The 17,070-nt window shown below is 55.2% G+C and carries 15 protein-coding genes; 12 read left to right on the top strand and 3 right to left on the bottom strand.

Going from position 1 to position 17,070, the window contains the following annotated elements:
• Positions 1 to 57 precede the first annotated feature (57 nt).
• Positions 58 to 804: an SDR family NAD(P)-dependent oxidoreductase gene (locus ACW17M_RS01930; RefSeq protein ID WP_027957912.1), complete on the bottom strand. Its 747-nt coding sequence runs from the start codon at positions 802 to 804 to the stop codon at positions 58 to 60.
• A gap of 167 nt (positions 805 to 971) precedes the next feature.
• Between ACW17M_RS01930 and folK the strand changes: the two genes are divergently transcribed.
• Positions 972 to 1,418 (top strand): 2-amino-4-hydroxy-6-hydroxymethyldihydropteridine diphosphokinase, encoded by a 447-nt coding sequence (folK, locus tag ACW17M_RS01935; protein WP_027957911.1) that lies wholly within the window; start codon positions 972 to 974, stop codon positions 1,416 to 1,418.
• A 73-nt stretch (positions 1,419 to 1,491) separates the two neighbouring features.
• On the top strand, positions 1,492 to 2,313 hold the full coding sequence (locus ACW17M_RS01940) for a flagellin N-terminal helical domain-containing protein (protein ID WP_457546810.1): 822 nt from the start codon (positions 1,492 to 1,494) through the stop codon (positions 2,311 to 2,313).
• Positions 2,314 to 2,337: 24 nt separating this feature from the next.
• On the opposite strand, the gene ACW17M_RS01945 is transcribed toward ACW17M_RS01940, so the two are convergent.
• Positions 2,338 to 3,906 (bottom strand): BCCT family transporter, encoded by a 1,569-nt coding sequence (locus ACW17M_RS01945; RefSeq protein WP_278371032.1) that lies wholly within the window; start codon positions 3,904 to 3,906, stop codon positions 2,338 to 2,340.
• 346 nt (positions 3,907 to 4,252) lie between these two features.
• Here ACW17M_RS01945 and ACW17M_RS01950 point away from each other — a divergent pair, with 346 nt between their 5' ends.
• From ACW17M_RS01950 to ACW17M_RS01960, 3 genes are read left to right on the top strand one after another with little or no spacing between them, the layout of a single operon-like run.
• A complete protein-coding gene (locus tag ACW17M_RS01950) occupies positions 4,253 to 5,335 on the top strand; it encodes an ABC transporter substrate-binding protein (RefSeq protein WP_457546811.1) in 1,083 nt (360 codons plus the stop codon).
• Between the two features lie 2 nt (positions 5,336 to 5,337).
• A complete protein-coding gene (locus ACW17M_RS01955) occupies positions 5,338 to 6,120 on the top strand; it encodes an ABC transporter ATP-binding protein (protein WP_022521336.1) in 783 nt (260 codons plus the stop codon).
• A 34-nt stretch (positions 6,121 to 6,154) separates the two neighbouring features.
• On the top strand, positions 6,155 to 6,925 hold the full coding sequence (locus ACW17M_RS01960; protein ID WP_457546812.1) for an ABC transporter permease: 771 nt from the start codon (positions 6,155 to 6,157) through the stop codon (positions 6,923 to 6,925).
• Between the two features lie 14 nt (positions 6,926 to 6,939).
• Here the strand turns inward: ACW17M_RS01960 and ACW17M_RS01965 are convergent, their stop codons facing one another.
• On the bottom strand, positions 6,940 to 7,710 hold the full coding sequence (locus ACW17M_RS01965; RefSeq protein WP_009286167.1) for a DUF481 domain-containing protein: 771 nt from the start codon (positions 7,708 to 7,710) through the stop codon (positions 6,940 to 6,942).
• Positions 7,711 to 7,811: 101 nt separating this feature from the next.
• Between ACW17M_RS01965 and ACW17M_RS01970 the strand changes: the two genes are divergently transcribed.
• The 7 genes from ACW17M_RS01970 (at position 7,812) to urtB (ending at position 17,067) form a co-directional block, all read left to right on the top strand.
• Positions 7,812 to 9,554, top strand: coding sequence for a sensor histidine kinase (locus ACW17M_RS01970; protein WP_342584472.1), 1,743 nt, complete (start codon positions 7,812 to 7,814; stop codon positions 9,552 to 9,554).
• A gap of 11 nt (positions 9,555 to 9,565) precedes the next feature.
• Positions 9,566 to 10,297 (top strand): response regulator, encoded by a 732-nt coding sequence (locus tag ACW17M_RS01975; RefSeq protein ID WP_089691174.1) that lies wholly within the window; start codon positions 9,566 to 9,568, stop codon positions 10,295 to 10,297.
• 188 nt (positions 10,298 to 10,485) lie between these two features.
• Positions 10,486 to 11,487 carry a Bug family tripartite tricarboxylate transporter substrate binding protein gene (locus ACW17M_RS01980; RefSeq protein WP_051430621.1) on the top strand — a complete coding sequence of 334 codons (1,002 nt, stop codon included), beginning with the start codon at positions 10,486 to 10,488 and terminating at the stop codon, positions 11,485 to 11,487.
• Entirely contained in the window at positions 11,487 to 11,939 is a 453-nt protein-coding gene (locus ACW17M_RS01985) for a tripartite tricarboxylate transporter TctB family protein (protein WP_027957904.1), read from the top strand. The genes ACW17M_RS01980 and ACW17M_RS01985 overlap by 1 nt, the downstream gene beginning before the upstream one ends.
• The gene (locus ACW17M_RS01990; protein ID WP_027957903.1) at positions 11,939 to 13,465 is read left to right on the top strand and encodes a tripartite tricarboxylate transporter permease; all 1,527 of its coding nucleotides are present in this window, start codon (positions 11,939 to 11,941) and stop codon (positions 13,463 to 13,465) included. Before ACW17M_RS01985 ends, ACW17M_RS01990 begins: the two co-directional genes overlap by 1 nt.
• 433 nt (positions 13,466 to 13,898) lie before the next feature.
• The gene (gene urtA / locus ACW17M_RS01995) at positions 13,899 to 15,260 is read left to right on the top strand and encodes an urea ABC transporter substrate-binding protein (RefSeq protein WP_027957902.1); all 1,362 of its coding nucleotides are present in this window, start codon (positions 13,899 to 13,901) and stop codon (positions 15,258 to 15,260) included.
• A 193-nt stretch (positions 15,261 to 15,453) separates the two neighbouring features.
• A complete protein-coding gene (urtB, locus tag ACW17M_RS02000) occupies positions 15,454 to 17,067 on the top strand; it encodes an urea ABC transporter permease subunit UrtB (protein WP_457546813.1) in 1,614 nt (537 codons plus the stop codon).
• Positions 17,068 to 17,070: the final 3 nt, after the last annotated feature.

Genomic DNA, 17,070 nt, shown 5'->3' on the forward strand with positions numbered 1-17,070 from the left:
GCCCCGCTGCATTTGGAGCAGAAGAAATTTTAAAGCCAAGTTCTTAAGTAAAGTTCTTTAAGCCGAGTAATTTTCCGAGTGACGCCCCTCTAGGTTGATTGACTCTCCACCATCGACAAACAGAATCTGCCCCGCTACAAAGGGGTTGTCCAACAAGTAGTGCAGAGCTTGTACAAGGTGGTCGGGGTGCCCCTGGCGCTTGAGCGGAATGCCTTCAATACGCCACTCAATATAGGCGCTAGTGCGCTGGGAAGCGGGCAGTACCACGCCAGGGGCGATGCCGTTAATGCGAATGCGCGGTGCGAACTCCAGTGCCGCCATACGAGTCATCTCCGCTAGGCTCTTTTTCGATAGCAAATAGGCTGCATAGGGATACTGGTGATAGGCCACCTTATTATCGATGATATTGATCACCTGGCCCTCTTGAACGGTTTCGGCAAAGTAACGGGTGAGCAGTAGCGGGGTAAACATATTGACCCTGAACTGTGTCTCCAGCATCGCCAGCTCGGTCGTCGAGATCGGCGCTGGTTCATAGGCAGAGGCGCTGTTCAGCAGCAAATTAAGCCCTGGGAAGCGCTGCTTGGCCGACTGGAGTAAGTCGTTTAAGTCTTCGTTTAAAAAATCGCAGGAAAATATTTCGCACTCCCGCCCTTTAGCGCGGATACCGCTGGCGACCTCTTCGGCCTCTTTGCGGGAGCGATTAACGTGTAGAGCAATATCAAAACCGGCATCAGCCAACGCTTCGGAGAAGAATCGGCCCAAGCGGGTAGCACCGCCGGTTACCAGAGCAGCCTGATGATGCATAAAGCGTTCCCTACTGTTTTATTGGTATAGGAAGACTTTCTGCGTGAGTGTAGCGTTTGTCAATAACTTATACACAGCTTGCACGTGGCACGTGCTTAGAGGTATTGATAGATGAGTCCTGCTTACAGGGCCATTCAAGAAGACGTCACTTTTAACAGGATGTCGCTATGCCACCAACGACGTTGTTTACCAAACAATCTGAAGCGCTCCATGAGTGCTTGATCTCTTTAGGTTCTAACATCGACCCAGACCACTATGTGGCTCAGGCGGTCGATATCATTAACCGTGAGTGCAATCTGTTGGCTCGTTCCAAAACGATTCGCACCCAGCCGGTGGGGTACCAGCAGCAACCCGACTTCCTAAACGCCGCGCTATTGGTGAGCACACCGCTTGAGCGTGAAGCGTTTCGTGCTTACCTCAAAGGGGTGGAAGATCGTCTGGGCCGTGTTCGGGGAGCGATTAAATCGGGGCCACGTACTATGGATCTAGACATTGTGGCTTGGGATGGAGAGGTGGTCGACGACGGTTACTACCTGCACGACTATGTAAAAAAACCTGTTGATGAAGTGCTGGCGAGTAGTGGTCGCAGCCTTGAGCCTCAAAAGTGCTCATGATTTTTGCGTTTAGGCCGATAGTAACGTTGTAGCCGCCATCAATCGGGCGCGCTAACTTCCCTGGAGGCGTGCGTTGCTCAGCCTAAATACCAATGTGATGTCGCTAACCGTGCAGAACAATCTGCGCGGCAGTCAGCAGGCCATGCAGACCGCCATGCAGCGCCTCTCTTCTGGGCTGCGCATCAATAGTGCCAAGGATGACCCTGCCGGCCAGGCGATTGCCAATCGTATGACGGCGCAAATCAAAGGCATGACCCAGGCGATCCGCAACACCAATGATGGCATATCAATGGTGCAGACGGCGGAAGGCTCGCTTAATCAGATTAACGACAACCTGCAGCGCATCCGTGAGCTGAGTGTACAAGCAGCTAACGGCACCAACTCTTCCGACGACCTGGATTCTATCCAAGACGAAATTGATCAACGTTTAGAAGAGATTGAGCGCATCGCCGGGAAAAGTAACTTCAATGGCATTGGACTGTTTAACGACTCTAAATCACTGAACATTCAAGTGGGTGCTAACGTTGGTGATACCATTGCCGTTCGTTTTGAAGCCATGAATTTACAGGGGTTGGGTCTTGATGGCTTGGACGTGACGGAGGATGTCGGCGGGGCGGATAAACCGATAGATAGAGTGGATGAGGCGATCAAGCGGTTAGATCGCCAACGTAGCTATTTGGGGGCGGTGCAAAACCGTTTTGAAAGCGTAATTGATGGCCTCAATAACAGTATTGTTAACACCTCCGCTGCCCAGTCGCGTATTCAGGATGCCGATTATGCTAAGGAAGTCTCCAACCTTGTACGCGCCCAGATCCTGCAGCAGGCAGGCATTGCTATGTTGGTTCAGGCCAACCAGCAGCCGCAGATGATTCTGCGCCTGCTGGAAGGGCTATAAGGTAAGCACTGTAGCGCAGCTCTCTTAATCAATAATGCCCTGTTCCCGTGCCATGGCGTAGGCCGCTTTAGGGCCATCCCACAGTGAGGGCAATAGAATGAACGATACTGGGATGGCGGTTATCACAATAAATTGTTGAAGGGCCGAAATTTGGCCAGCTCCCATATATAACAGCACCGCCGCCATAACCGCCATGGCGATCCCCCAGAAGGCGCGTATATAAGGGCTTGGATCGTCGTGGCCTGCGCCAACAACCGCAATGGCGTAGCTCATCGAGTCACCGGTGGTGGCTACGAATATCGTCGTCAGCACTAAAATGGCTAGCGTCATCCAGGCCCCGCCCGGCAACGCTTGGGCAACCGTCAAGGTGGCGACATCAAACTGGAAGTTATTAAGCGCCTCGCTTAGCTCAATGGCGCCCGTCATTTGGTAGTAAATACCCGACCCGCCGAGCAGGGTAAACCACACGGTGGTGGCAATGGGGGCGAGAACTGCCACTGCGATGATCATCTCGCGGATGCTGCGGCCGCGGGAAATACGCGCCACAAAAATCGCCACCAGCGGGCCAAATCCGATAAACCACGCAAAGAAGAATACCGTCCACCACTGCATCCACCAGGCGGGAGCGGTTTCTGCTGTGATGGTTGCCATGGGGAAGAATTCACTAATATAAACACCCATGCTGGAAAGGTAGCTATTGAATAAAAATAGGCTAGGGCCAAACACCATAATCACGCCGCCCACAGCAAGGGCCAGGAACACGTTGAAACGGCTAAGCATCTGCATCCCTTTATGGACGCCACTCATGGCTGAAAGCACGTACATGCTGGCTAACACCGCTAATATGACCAATTGACTGGCGTAACTATTGGGAAGACCGAACACTTCATGCAGGCCAAAACTGACCTGTGTCGCTAAAAAGCCAATAGGGCCTACCGTACCGGCGACAACCGCGATGACACAGCAGGCATCAATGATTCCACCCAGAGGGCCACGCATTAGCCGCTCTCCCAATAGCGGATAGAGCAGGGTGCGTGGCTGTAACGGCTGGCCTTTCACATAGTGAGCATGGGCCAGCACGATCGCGGTTAGCGATCCCAATACCGCCCAGCCAATGAACCCCCAGTGCATAAACGACTGCCCCAAGGCGTTGGAGACGGCTTCCACCGTACCTGCTTTGCTACTAAAAGCGGGCGGCGTGACGATGAAATGGTAAACCGGCTCCCCGGCGGCAAAAAATACCCCGCCGCCTGCAAGTAACGTACACAAAATAATCGAGAGCCACTTAAACGTGCTCATTTCTGGTGCATCTAAGTTGCCGATTTTGGCTTTTGCTGCGGGTGTGACCGCCAATCCCATCGCAATAAAGAAAGTGAGCAGCAGAAGCAATTGGAAGTAACTACCCAAGGCTAACGCCGTCCAGGCGAAGCCTCTGCTGATGGACTCAGCGACTAGCGTCACGTCGTAAAGTGATAGAGACAAAAAAGCGACGATAAAGCCGATGCTCAAGAGCAGAACAATAGGATCGCCGAGCGAAAGCCGCCCAGAACTGTAAGTGTCAGGGGCTTCGCCGATAGAGGCGGGGTGATTCATGTTAAATACCTTGTAGGGGGGAGGGCCAGCTAAAACAGCAGCCTATTAACACCTTTTGTTAAGCGGCGTAGTGCTGGTTAACGTGCCAAATAACAGGTAAAAAAAAGCGCCATTCAAGGAATGGCGCAAGACAGGAAACTGAGCTTAGTATATCGCCAATTTAGACCAACGTCTAATATGTTTTAACTTGGTGCGTTGCTCAGGGGCAAATGCACCGTTTTGGCCATATAGCGGAGGGCGGCGGCACTTAACTGTCTACCTAATAGCATGAAAATTAAATAAAAAATCAATAATGGCAGTATTGCTGCAATGCTAAAGAATATTTTGTATACAAGGTATGCTCACGATGATGACCTCCACTTCTAAACGCCGTTTTCCCACTGCAACACCAGGTTTTTCTACGGTGCGCCTGCTCACCGGCTGCGCGGCAGCGCTGATGTTAATACCGGCTATCAGTTACGCCGACGATACCCAAATACGTTTTCAGCTGGATTGGCGCTTTGAAGGCCCCTCCGCGCCGTTTTTGATGGCTGAAGAGAAAGGCTACTTCGCCGACGAAGGGTTGGACGTTCAGATTGATTCCGGCAGCGGCTCGGCGGGTGCGATTAATCGCGTGGCGTCCGGGGCCTATGAAATGGGCTTTGGCGATCTTAATGCGCTGGTCGAGTTTCTCGCCGAAAACCCCGATGGCCCCGGTATCCAAGGCGTCTATATCGTCTACGACGGCACCCCCGCGGCGGTGTTTGCCCGCAAAGACCGCGGCATCGAGAGCCCGGCTGATTTAGCCGGTAAAACCATCGCCGCTCCCACCTTCGATACCGGCTACCGCGCCTGGGGCGTGTTTGCCGCGGCTAATAATCTGGACGCCGACGCGGTGGAGTGGCAAAACGTCGACCCTACGCTGCGCGAAACGCTGCTAACCCGGGGCGATGTGGATGCAATCACTGGCTTCTACTTCACCAGCCTGCTCAATCTTGAAGAGCGGGGAATGAGCGAAGACGAGCTGACTATTATGCCGTTCCCAGACTACGGCGTGCCCCTGTACGGCAACGCCATTATCGCTAGTGAATCCTTCGCCGAAGAAAATCCGGAAGCCGTGCAGGGCTTTCTGCGCGCCTTCAACCGCGCCCTGGGCGACACTATTGCCGATCCCGAGGCTGCCATTGAGTATGTTAAAAACCGCGATGGCCTGATCGATGTGGAAATGGAGACTAGGCGCTTAAAACTCGCTCTGGATGGCATCGTCGACACTCCTGAAGTGCGCGAAAATGGCGTGGGCGGAGTGGATGACGAGCGCCTGGCTCAGGCGATTCAACTGGTTGCCGATGCTTACGACCTCACGTCAATTCCTTCGCCCGATCAGGTGTTTAGTTCAAACTACTTACCTGCCCAGGAAGAACGCATGCTGTTTCCGGCCGAGGGCGAATAAGCATGTCGGCAGCATTTGTCACCTTTGATGACGTTAGCCTGGCCTACGATGCGTCGGGTAACGCCATTGAGGATATCAACCTGAGTATCCACGAAGGCGAGTTCGTCGCTTTCGTGGGCCCCTCCGGCTGCGGTAAATCGACCTTTATGAAGCTCTGCACCGGGCTGCATGCGCCTACCACTGGTGCCGTGCAAGTGGATGGAGAACCGGTCACCGGGCCGTTGAAGATCTCCGGCATGGCGTTTCAAAACGCCAACCTGCTGCCCTGGCGCACCACACTGGATAACGTCCTACTGCCGTTGGAGATCGTTAAACCCTACCGCCATCAGTTTCGTAAACGGCGCGAAGAGTTTGTCGGCTGGGCGCGCAAGCTGCTCAAGACCGTGGGGCTTGAAGGCTACGAAGAGCAGTATCCGTGGCAGCTTTCCGGTGGTATGCAGCAGCGGGCATCGATCTGTCGGGCGCTGATTCACCAGCCGCGCCTGCTAATGCTGGATGAACCCTTCGGCGCGCTGGATGCGTTTACCCGCGAGGAGCTGTGGTGCGTGCTACGCGATCTGTGGGAAGCGCAGCGCTTTACAGTGGTACTCGTGACACATGACCTCCGCGAGGCGGCGTTTCTGGCCGATACCGTCTACATCATGAGCCGCCGCCCCGGACGGGTGATTGAGCGCCGTGAAATAGAGTTGCCGCGACCCCGTGCACTGGAAACCACTTACCAAAAACCCTTTATTGATCTGGTTCAGGAGCTGCGGGCTCAAATTGGCGAAGTGCGCAGCACTTAATAAAAGCCCCCAGCACCTGATGAAAGGCGCACTTATGACGAAAAATAATCAGTTAATTGAACGACTGGCGCCGTGGATAGCGGTGGTCGCGTTGGTTGTTATCTGGGAAGTAACGGTGCAGGTGTTTGATGTGCCCAGCTTTATCTTCCCCAGTGCCTTGGAGACGGCCCAGGCGCTGGTAACTTATTCCGGGCCTATCGCCATGCACTCCTGGCAAACCTTCTGGACAACGCTGATTGGCTTTGGATTGGGTGTGGCCGTGGGGCTGGTGTTGGGCTTTATTATCGGCTCGTCACGCTTTCTATATAACGCTTGCTACCCACTGTTAGTCGGCTTTAATGCCATTCCCAAAGTGGCTTTCGTGCCCATCCTGGTTGTCTGGTTTGGGATTGGCTCGGTGCCGGCGATACTCACCGCCTTTTTAATCTGCTTCTTCCCTATTGTGGTGAACGTGGCTACCGGTTTAGCCACGCTGGAGCCTGAGATGGAAGACGTACTGCGAGTGCTGGGCGCGCGGCGTATGGATGTGTTGCTGAAAGTGGGCCTGCCACGCTCGCTGCCGTATTTCTTTGCCTCGCTAAAAGTCGCTATTACTCTGGCGTTTGTAGGCACAGTAGTGTCAGAAACGGTCGCCTCCAATCAGGGCATTGGCTATCTGATGATGAGCGCCGGTTCGCAAATGCGCATGGGGCTGGTCTTTGCCGGGCTGCTGGTGATCAGCGCCATGGCCATGGTGATGTACGAGCTATTTGCCCAACTGGAAAAACGCATGACCGGCTGGGCGCACCGTGGTCAGAATCGCTAGGGCCAGTGCGCAACTCACCAGCGGTAAAGCAGTGAAGCGCTGGTGGTGTTGTCGGTGCGCTCGCTGGTGTCGTCAGGCGGTTGGGAGTTGTGCTTGATTTCATGAGATAAGCGCAGCGACAGCTTTGAATTGAGCCTTGCCGTGAGCGCTGTAAGCGACCGCGACGTGGTATTTTGGTCGGTGTACTCAAACGACATTTCCTGCTGAATATCGGCGTAGTCAGAAAAAAACCATTGATAATCCAACGCTGTATAAGCCACTGCTAACCGATAATCGCCATGTTCGCGTAGTCGGTCATGACGATAGCCTGGCCCTGCCTCCAGCGAAAAAACATGGGTATCGTTCTCTAAAATCTGACGCCCATAGCCACCGATGGCAGAAAGCTGCTGGTCGTAACCGGCAAAGCGATCCTTCTCCCAGCGGGCAAACCCAAACAGATAGTGGGGGCCATCCAGTTCATAGCGTTCGCGTCCTGCGACTAAGTACTGCTCGGCGCTGGTTTTGTCATCCTTGGTGACGTTACGCACTTCACCACGCAGCGAGTAGGTGAAGTTACCGGTAAGCCACGTCAGCAGCGTTTTACCGATCAGCGTCTGGCTATCGGTATTGCCCGAGAGGCGGGTAAAGCCCAGTTCAGCATCGCCACTGAACACGGGCGCATCTTCCTGGGGAGGCGGTGGAGCGTAGAACGGGTTGGCATATGCCACGGTTAGCCATAGCGGCCAGCAGGCCAGCAAGAGTATCCATCTAACGATCGCCACTACATCCCTCCTTGATTTCGGCATTGGGCCATTATATCAGCGAACGATGACTCTGGGGTGACGGCGATTAACGCCGTTGGCTGGCGCGTGCCATAATGGCGCGGTCACGCATTTCGAGTCTACCTATGAGCGCTTCCCGCCCCCGAACGTTAGCCGACCTGCAGCGCTGGCGCCGCACTCGCGCAAGGCGCAGCTGGTATAAACGCAGTTTTCGCCTTCAGGTAATGCTGTTAGTCGGACTACTGTTGGCAGGCATGCTACTGGCGCAGGGCACCTACCTCAATCACCGCAAGGCAGAAATTATTAGCCAGCAGATGGGCGAGCGAGCGCTGGCGGTGGCCAAAACGGTGGCGTCGATGCCGCAAATTATCAACGCCTTTTCAATTCCCGACCCCTCTTTCATTATTCAGCCCCTCGCAGAGCGCGTTCGCCATGAAACGGGCGCGCGCTATGTCGTTGTAGGCAACGCCCAAAGTATTCGCTATTCCCACCCCGTGCCGGAGCGGATTGGGAAGCCAATGGTGGGGGGCGATAATGACCAGGCGCTGATTCATGGCCAATACTATGTATCCGAGGCAACCGGGTCATTGGGCACTGCCATTCGTGGCAAAGCGCCCATTTGGGATGAAGAGGGCAATATCATTGGCCTGGTGTCCGTCGGCTTTATGATGGATCGCGTGGCCATGGACGTAGCCCGCTACAACAGCTTTGGCTGGGCGCTGGTGGCGCTGATGATTTGTCTCGGCTTTGCCGGTGCTTACTGGCTATCGCAGCATCTTAAAAAGGTCATTTTAGGCCTGGAACCCTACGAGATTGCCCGCTTGGCTATGGAGAAAGAGGCCATTTTGCAGTCGATCCATGAGGGCATTCTGGCGGTTAATCGTGAAGGTCATATTACCTTGGTCAACCAGCAGGCGCGGCGCTTTCTCAACCTGGACGATGAGCATGTGCTGCTGGGGCAGCCCATCCGCGAGGTCGTGCCCAATTCGCGGCTATTGGAGGTGCTCCGACGCGGAGAGCAGGAGTTCGACCAGGAGATGTGGCTGGGCGATCACCCGGTAGTGGTCAACCGCGTGCCGATTCTGCACGAAGGCGAGATTGAGGGGGCGGTGGCCACTTTCCGCAGCCGTCGCGAAATTGTCGATCTTTCCCACGCGCTTACCCAAGCCAGCCGTGATGTGGATATGCTGCGTGCCCAGGCCCACGAGTTTTCCAATAAGCTCTATACCATCTCAGGATTACTGCAGTTAGAACGCATCGAGGAAGCCCTCGCGCTGATCCATCAAGAAACCGAGCGCGCCCAGGCGCAGATGAGCTTTTTAATGCGCAACGTGGCCGACGCCGTGCTTAGCGGTACGCTACTGGGTAAACTTACCCGGGCGCGGGAGCTGGGCGTAGCGTTGGAAGTCGATGAGCAAAGCTCGCTCTCCTGCCCGCTAACGCCCACCGGCCAAGAAGTGATGATGAGCGTGGTGGGTAACTTGCTGGACAACGCCTGCCATGCAGCGCTGAATGGGCCGAGTAAAGCGCCCAAAGTACGCCTGTTTTTCACCGATTTGGGCGAGCAGCTGTTGATCGAAGTGGAGGACAACGGGCCCGGAGTTCCTGCCCAGCTCGCCGAATCGATTTTCCAGGAAGGCTTTTCGACCAAAACGGGCAAACACCAGGGCATTGGCCTGGCGCTGGTAGCCAGGCTCTGCCGCCAGCACGGCGGCGCCGTGACTCTGGAAGAGAGTGAACTAGGCGGGGCGTGCTTTATCGCGGTGCTCGATCGCTCGCTCTGCGCGCAGCCAGACCAGCAGCAGTCTCAACAGCGCTCTCAACAACAATTCCAAAGCAGTACCAAAAACAGTGACCACGACAGCTAGGGAGGCAGGCAATGTCTGATGGGCAGTACGGTATTTTGGTCGTTGAAGACGATTTTCGCATTGCCGATATTCACAGGGCCTTTATTGAACAGAGCGATGGCTTTTATGTGGTGGGCATGGCGCGCAATGGCAGTGAGGCCAAAGCCATCATGGCCGAGCAGGCCGCTAGCATCCATTTGATTTTGCTCGATGCCTACCTGCCTGATGTTGAAGGGCTGGAGCTGCTATGGGCGATTCGCCGCGACTATGTGCATGTGGATATCGTCATGGTCACCGCCGCACGAGAAGTGGAAACTATCAGCGAGGCGCTGCGTGGCGGGGTGTTTGACTACCTTATTAAGCCCATTGAAGCCACACGCATGACCCAAATGCTGACCCGCTTTCGTCGCGAGCGTGAAGCCTTGGCCAACCGTGCCGAGATGAATCAGGATGAACTGGACTCCGTGCTGGCGCGCCTGAAGCCCGGCGAGCCGTTGCGTGCTAAAAGCCAAACCCTGCCTAAAGGTATTGATCGGCTGACGCTGCGCCGGGTGATTGATGCCCTGGCCGACGCACCCGACTCGCTCACCGCCATGCAGATGGCACGCATCATGGGGGCCAGTCGCTCAACCGCCCGCCGTTATTTAGAGTTTTTAGTTGCCGAGCAGGCGGTGAGTGCTGAGCTGGGCTATGGTGATGTAGGGCGGCCTGAGCGCCGCTATCGGCTGTTGGAGGCAGCACACGAGTGGCTGGCTTCTCTATAAGCGCATGCTATAAGTAAGTCGGCGTGAACAAAATGAACAAAATGCCCATAAAGAACATTTTGTCTTTTATGCGCACAAGCTTGTCGGTCAGGGGCGTGGTCTTCTAACGTTCGCGGCGTGCAGTCTCACAATAAGAAGCTTTAAACAACAAACTCATCACACAACAAAACTGATACGTGGAGAACGCCATGATTCTCAAGCCTGCCTTTAAATATATAACCCTGCTGGCCCTTCCACTAGCGGCTGTTACAGCCTTCTCTAGCACTGCCGCTGCCTTCGAACCGGAGGGTAAGGTGGAATGTATCGCTCCGTCCGATCCCGGCGGCGGCTGGGACTTTACCTGCCGCAGTGTGGGTAATGTCATGCAGGAGCTTGATCTAGTACCGGCGAATGTACAAACCATCAATATGGCTGGCGCTGGTGGCGGTGTGGCGTTTGCTCATACTATAAGCAAGCGCGCCGGTGACGACCATCTGCTGGTAGCGGCGTCCACGGCTACTACGACTCGTCTGGCTCAAGGACAATTCCCTGGGCTGACTGCCGATCAGGTCAATTGGATCGGTGCTCTAGGTGCGGATTACGGGATTATCGCCGTAGCCGCTGATTCCGAGATCGATGACCTGAATGAATTGATGGACTCACTTAAGGAAGACCCGCGTAGTGTCAAGTTCGCCGGCGGTAGCGCTAAGGGCGGTTGGGATCATCTTAAAGTGTTGATTGCTGCTCAGGCAGCCGATGTCGAGAATCTTCCGCGCATTGCCTACCTTTCGTACAACAATGGTGGTGAAGCGTTAACCCAAGTGATCGGCGGGCACGTAGACGCCTTTACCGGTGATATCACCGAAGCCCAAGGGTTTATGGAGTCTGGCGACTTGCGCGTCCTAGCGGTACTCTCCGAAGAGCGCCTACCGGGAGACCTGTCTGATATCCCCACCGCACGCGAGCAAGGCATCGACGCCCTTGGCCCCAACTGGCGCGGCTTTTATATGCCTGCGGATGTCTCCGAAGAAGCTAAAGCGTATTGGACCGATGCCATGGACACTATTTACCAGAGTGAAGAGTGGCAGAATGTCATGGCTCAAAACGGTTTGATGCCTTTCCACATGACCGCTGGTGAGTTTGAAGAGTTTGTACTCAACCAGATCAGTGACATTGAACAGCTCTCTAAAGATATTGGATTGATTCAGTAATGACTTTCAATGACCGCATCTTTGGGGTCTTGATGATCGTCCTGGCCGTTGCGTACGGCTGGGCCGCGACTCAGTTCCCGGAGCCGTTTGGTGGGGCCGAAGCCGTCGGCCCTGACACTTTTCCGAAATTGCTGGCCGTGGTGCTGGCAATTTCCAGCCTTTATTTGATTGTACGCCCTGATCCCGACAACGCCTGGCCTTGGAGCCGTACGGGTGTCGAGCTAATCATCGCCGTGGTGGTGCTGATCTTTTACGCCATGCTGCTTCAGCCGCTGGGCTTCATTATTAGCACTACGCTTGCCGTGGGAACGCTTTGCTGGCGCATGGGGGCTCGGCCGTTCAATGCTTACATGACCGGGGCAGTCTCGGCAGTAGTCGTGTACTTTCTGTTTAGTTTTGCACTTGATCTCGCCTTACCGCTGGGTCTGTTGTCATTCCTGGAGGTGAACTGATGGAAACTCTAGGTTACCTAATGGATGGTTTTGGCGTTGCTCTGCAACCCCATAACCTGATGTTCGCCTTGCTAGGTGCTTTTCTTGGCACGTTGATCGGCGCTTTGCCGGGGTTAGGCCCTGCCAATGGCGTGGCCATTCTGATACCGCTGGCATTTAGTTTAGGGCTCGCTCCAGAAACGGCTCTGATTATGCTGACGTCAGTGTATGCGGGTGCCATGTACGGTGGGCGTATCTCATCGATTCTGTTAAATATTCCCGGCGATGAACCGGCCATGATGACCTGTCTTGATGGTTATCCTATGGCCCAGAAGGGCAAGGCTTCCGAGGCGCTGGCGATCTCTGCGGTGGCCTCTTTTATCGGTAGTCTTATCGCCACTATTGGTTTGATCTTGCTGGCACCATTGTTGGCTAACTTTGCTTTAACGTTCGGCCCTGCGGAATATTTTGCGCTCTTCCTGCTGGCGTTCGCTACCTTAGGCGGTATTACCGGTAAAAACCCCATCAAAACAGTGGTTGCCGCCTGTATTGGTCTAATGATCGCCACGGTGGGTATCGACAATACCGGTGTGCAGCGCTACACCTTTGGGGTGCTCGAACTTTTTGAAGGCGTGGACTTCATCATTGCTATCGTCGGTCTGTTTGCCATTTCCGAGCTGCTCTTCTTCATCGAAGAGCGTGCAGGCGGTGGTAAAGAGAAGATGAAGGTCAACAAACTTTCGCTCTCCTGGAAAGATATCCGCGAAATTCTTCCCACCAGTTTTCGCGGTGGGGTGCTAGGGTTTGTCGCCGGGGTGCTGCCTGGTGCTGGTGCTTCGTTGGGTAGCTTCATCAGCTATACCCTTGAAAAACGTGTGTTGGGTAAGAAAGGCTATTTTGGACAAGGCGACCCGCGTGGTGTGGCTGCTCCAGAATCTGGCAACAACGCTGCTTCGAGCGGTGCTCTGGTTCCCATGCTAACCCTAGGTGTGCCGGGTAGTGGTACTACTGCAGTACTCTTAGCGTTGTTGATTTCGCTCAATATTACCCCTGGGCCGCTGATGTTCACCCAGAATGCCGACATCGTCTGGGGCGTGATCGCAGCACTATTGATCGGTAACTTTTTGCTGCTGATCCTTAATATTCCGTTGGTGGGCATCTTCGTCAAGCTGCTGTCCGTGCCGCCGATGTACTTGCTGCCGATCGTCACGATGATTGCCTTCGTGGGTATCTACTCGATCAGTAACACCATCTTTGACCTCTACTTTATGGTGGCCTTTGGGGTGGGTGGTTATGTCCTGCGCAAGCTTGAGATTCCGCTGGTGCCAGTGATTCTTGGCTTGTTGTTGGGGCCAGAGATGGAGAAGAATCTGCGCCATGCCATGGATATTTCCGATGGCGACTGGATGATTCTTTGGGATAGCGGTCTGGCTATCGGCCTTTGGGTTTTTGCTGGATTGGGCTTGATCCTGCCTTATATTGTGGGCCCTCTGCTGCGTCGTGGTATGAAGGCAACCCCCAATTCAGGTTCGCCTGAAAGCGATTAAATACTTAAAGAAGTAATGTTGAGCAACGGGGCGCCGACGAAAGTCGGCGCTCTTTTTTTATTTCCGTTTTTGACGGGTAACAAAGAGTGGTTCTGTAACTGATAAGTAATCACTGGGTTGCTGTTATGTATTTTAAAAGCCCGCGTATCTAATTGGTGCACCGAATCTTATTGGTGCATTGGCAGGGTGCTTTAGCTGCTTTTCTGCGCTTTATTTTGGTGCATATTGAGAAAGTCGAGATTTTCTGATGATTATTAAGTGGCTGATTAGATAGCTATAAGACAACTTTGTGCCAATCTGGCGCACCCCTTGCAAGAGCTGTTGGCTAGTAGACGTATTGGGGGGAGCTAACACAACCACCCCAAGTGCGAAGCCAATCATCAAGCCCTGGTCATAACAAACCCCAGTCATAAGGGGCGCAAGGAGATTAACAATGCACACTCTCAAACGCTCGACACACCCTCGCCCATACCTTTCAAGTGGCCGTTTCGCGACCGCTTTACTCACCACTGCCATCATGGGGGTCAGCACCCAGGCTATCGCCCAGGACGACGACCCGATCAAAGTTGGTATCCTGCACTCCCTCTCCGGCACCATGGCGATTAGTGAAACTGTCCTCAAAGACACCGTCGAAATGCTTATCGAGCAGCAGAACGAAGCCGGTGGTTTGCTGGGCCGTCAGTTAGAGGCCGTGGTGGTTGACCCGGCGTCTAACTGGCCGCTGTTTGCCGAACGCGCCCGGGAGCTGCTGGATCAGGAAGAAGTGGACGTGATTTTTGGCAACTGGACGTCGGTTTCGCGTAAATCCGTGCTGCCCGTCGTAGAGGAGCTCAACGGGCTGCTGTTCTACCCGGTGCAGTATGAAGGCGAAGAATCCTCTGAAAACGTCTTCTACACCGGCGCGGCGCCTAACCAGCAGGCGATTCCTGCGGTTGAATACCTTATCAACGAAGTCGGTATCGAGCGCTTTGCACTAGTGGGTACTGACTATGTCTATCCGCGGACCACTAACCGTATCCTTGAAGCCTTCCTCAAGGATGAACACGGCATCGCGGATGAGGACATCATGGTCAACTACACGCCGTTCGGTCACTCCGATTGGCAGAACATCGTGGCAGAAATTCGCCGCTTCGGTGAAGAGGGTAAACCGACCGCCGTAATCTCGACGGTTAACGGCGACGCCAACGTGCCGTTCTATACCGAGCTCTCCAACCAGGGTATCGACGCTGCCGATATTCCCGTCATCGCCTTCTCTGTGGGTGAGCAGGAGCTTACCGGTATTGATACCGGCCCGCTGGTAGGCCACTTGGCTGCCTGGAACTACTTCATGAGCGTCGATAACGATGACAACTACGACTTTATCGATGCCTGGATTGAGTACACCGGCGACGATATGGCAGTGACCAACGACCCAATGGAAGCGCATTACATCGGCTTCAATATGTGGGCCGAAGCGGTTCGCAAAGCGGGCACGACAGACGTCGATACGGTGAAAGACGCCATTATCGGTGTGACCGTACCTAACCTCTCCGGCGGTTATGCGGCGATGATGCCCAACCACCACATCACCAAGCCGGTGCTGATCGGTGAGATTCAGGACAACGGTCAGTTCGATATCGTTTGGCAGACGCCGTCTACCGTGGCGGGCGACGCCTGGTCTGACTACCTGCCTGGCTCCCGTGACCTGATTGCCGATTGGCGCAAGCCGATGGAGTGCGGCAACTTCAACGTCGTGAACGGCTCGTGCGGTGGCAGCACCGCAGCAGAAGAAGCCGAAGCGGCGCTCGCTGAGTAAGCACGTCTATCGCAGTGGAAATAACTTCTTTTAAAACTGCCCGCTCGCTGGTGCTAGGGCAGGCTGAAGCGAGGGTCTTTTGCCATGGATGGCAAAAGTAGCGCCCAAGGATGGGTTTACAGCGCCCTCGCGGAAGCCTGCGCTGGCACCGATATATTCAGTTACCCTCTTAGATAACCAAAGGAAGAACCCCATGAGGCGTTTCCTTTCCTTAGGGCTGCTGTGCCTACTGTTGTTAAGCATCACAGTGACCGCCCAAGCACAAACGAGCTCCACGAATACTGCCGACGATGCGGCCGCGCTCGAACTGTTGGAGGCGCTGGACGTTGAGTCTTACGCCGCCAAAGGCGAAGCGATCACCGCGATTTTGCAAAGCGACGACGAACGCGCCCGAGACTGGTTGCAGGCCTTGCTGGATGGCCGCTTGCAGCGCACCGAAGACGGCCGGTTCGTGCTGGTGCTAGAGAACCGCGGCCGCGACTGGCCGGTGGCCGATGTCCTAGCCGGCGAAGCGCTGGGCGAGATGTCCCGTCGTGATCTGGAGCGTATCGGCATCAACAACAACCTGCGTAATCAGTTGCGCAGTGCCATCGCGGTAGTTGACCTTTACTCGCCTAATGTGGAGCGCCGCCGCACCTCGGCCGAGCGCCTGTTAGGGGAAGTAGATGGTGAGCTGGTGCCCACTCTCGACGACTTGATCGAACAGGAAGAGGACGAGCAGGTGCGTTACCGGCTGACCCAGGCCGTGGCGATCTACCGCGCCGAAGCGGGCGAAATGGCTGGGGTCGAAGCGCTGGACGGCAGCCTTCACCCCCGCTCCCGCGTGGCATTGAGCCGGGCAGCCAATAGCGATGATCCCGTCGTCGCCAACGCCGCTGCCGCTTCCCTGGCGGGCATTGAGCAGCAGCTCAAAATCAATCGCGGCCTGGAAACGCTCTATTTCGGCTTGAGCCTTGGTTCGGTACTGGTGCTCGCGGCCATTGGCCTGGCGATCACCTTCGGGGTCATGGGTGTGATCAACATGGCCCACGGCGAGCTGATGATGCTGGGCGCCTACACCACCTGGGCAATGCAGCAACTGCTGCCCGGCCAACCGGGGCTGGCGTTGATTCTATCGATTCCTGCTGGCTTTATGGTCGCCGCCCTGGCCGGGGTGGCGATCGAGCGCGGTGTTATCCAGTTCCTCAAAGGCCGCCCGCTGGAGACGCTGCTGGCGACCTTTGGTATCAGCCTGATTCTGCAGCAGCTGGTGCGCACGGTGATTTCACCGCTTAACCGTACCGTGATTACCCCCGAGTGGATGAGCGGTTCATTGGTAGTGAACGATGCGCTGTCATTAACGCTGAATCGTATGTACGTGCTCGGCTTTGCGCTGGTGGTGTTTGCTGGCCTGATGCTGATCATGCGTCGCACGCGGCTGGGGCTTGAGGTGCGTGCGGTGACCCAAAATCGCGCCATGGCTCGCTCTATGGGCATTCGCGCAACTCGTGTGGATATCATGACCTTCGCGCTGGGTTCCGGCGTAGCCGGGCTTGCCGGAGTTGCGCTCTCCCAGCTCACCAACGTCGGCCCCAACCTGGGGCAGAACTACATCATCGACTCCTTCATGGTGGTGGTGTTCGGCGGCGTGGGTAACCTGTGGGGCACGCTGGTGGCCGGGCTATCGCTGGGGGTCATTAACCAGGTGCTGGAACCCTGGGCAGGCGCGGTGTTGGCCAAAATTATCGTGTTGGTCTTTATTATCCTATTCATTCAGAAACGCCCGCGTGGACTCTTCCCGCAGAAGGGCCGGGCTGCGGAGGGCTAAACG

The organism is Vreelandella sp. 2A-K22 (genome assembly GCF_054065485.1).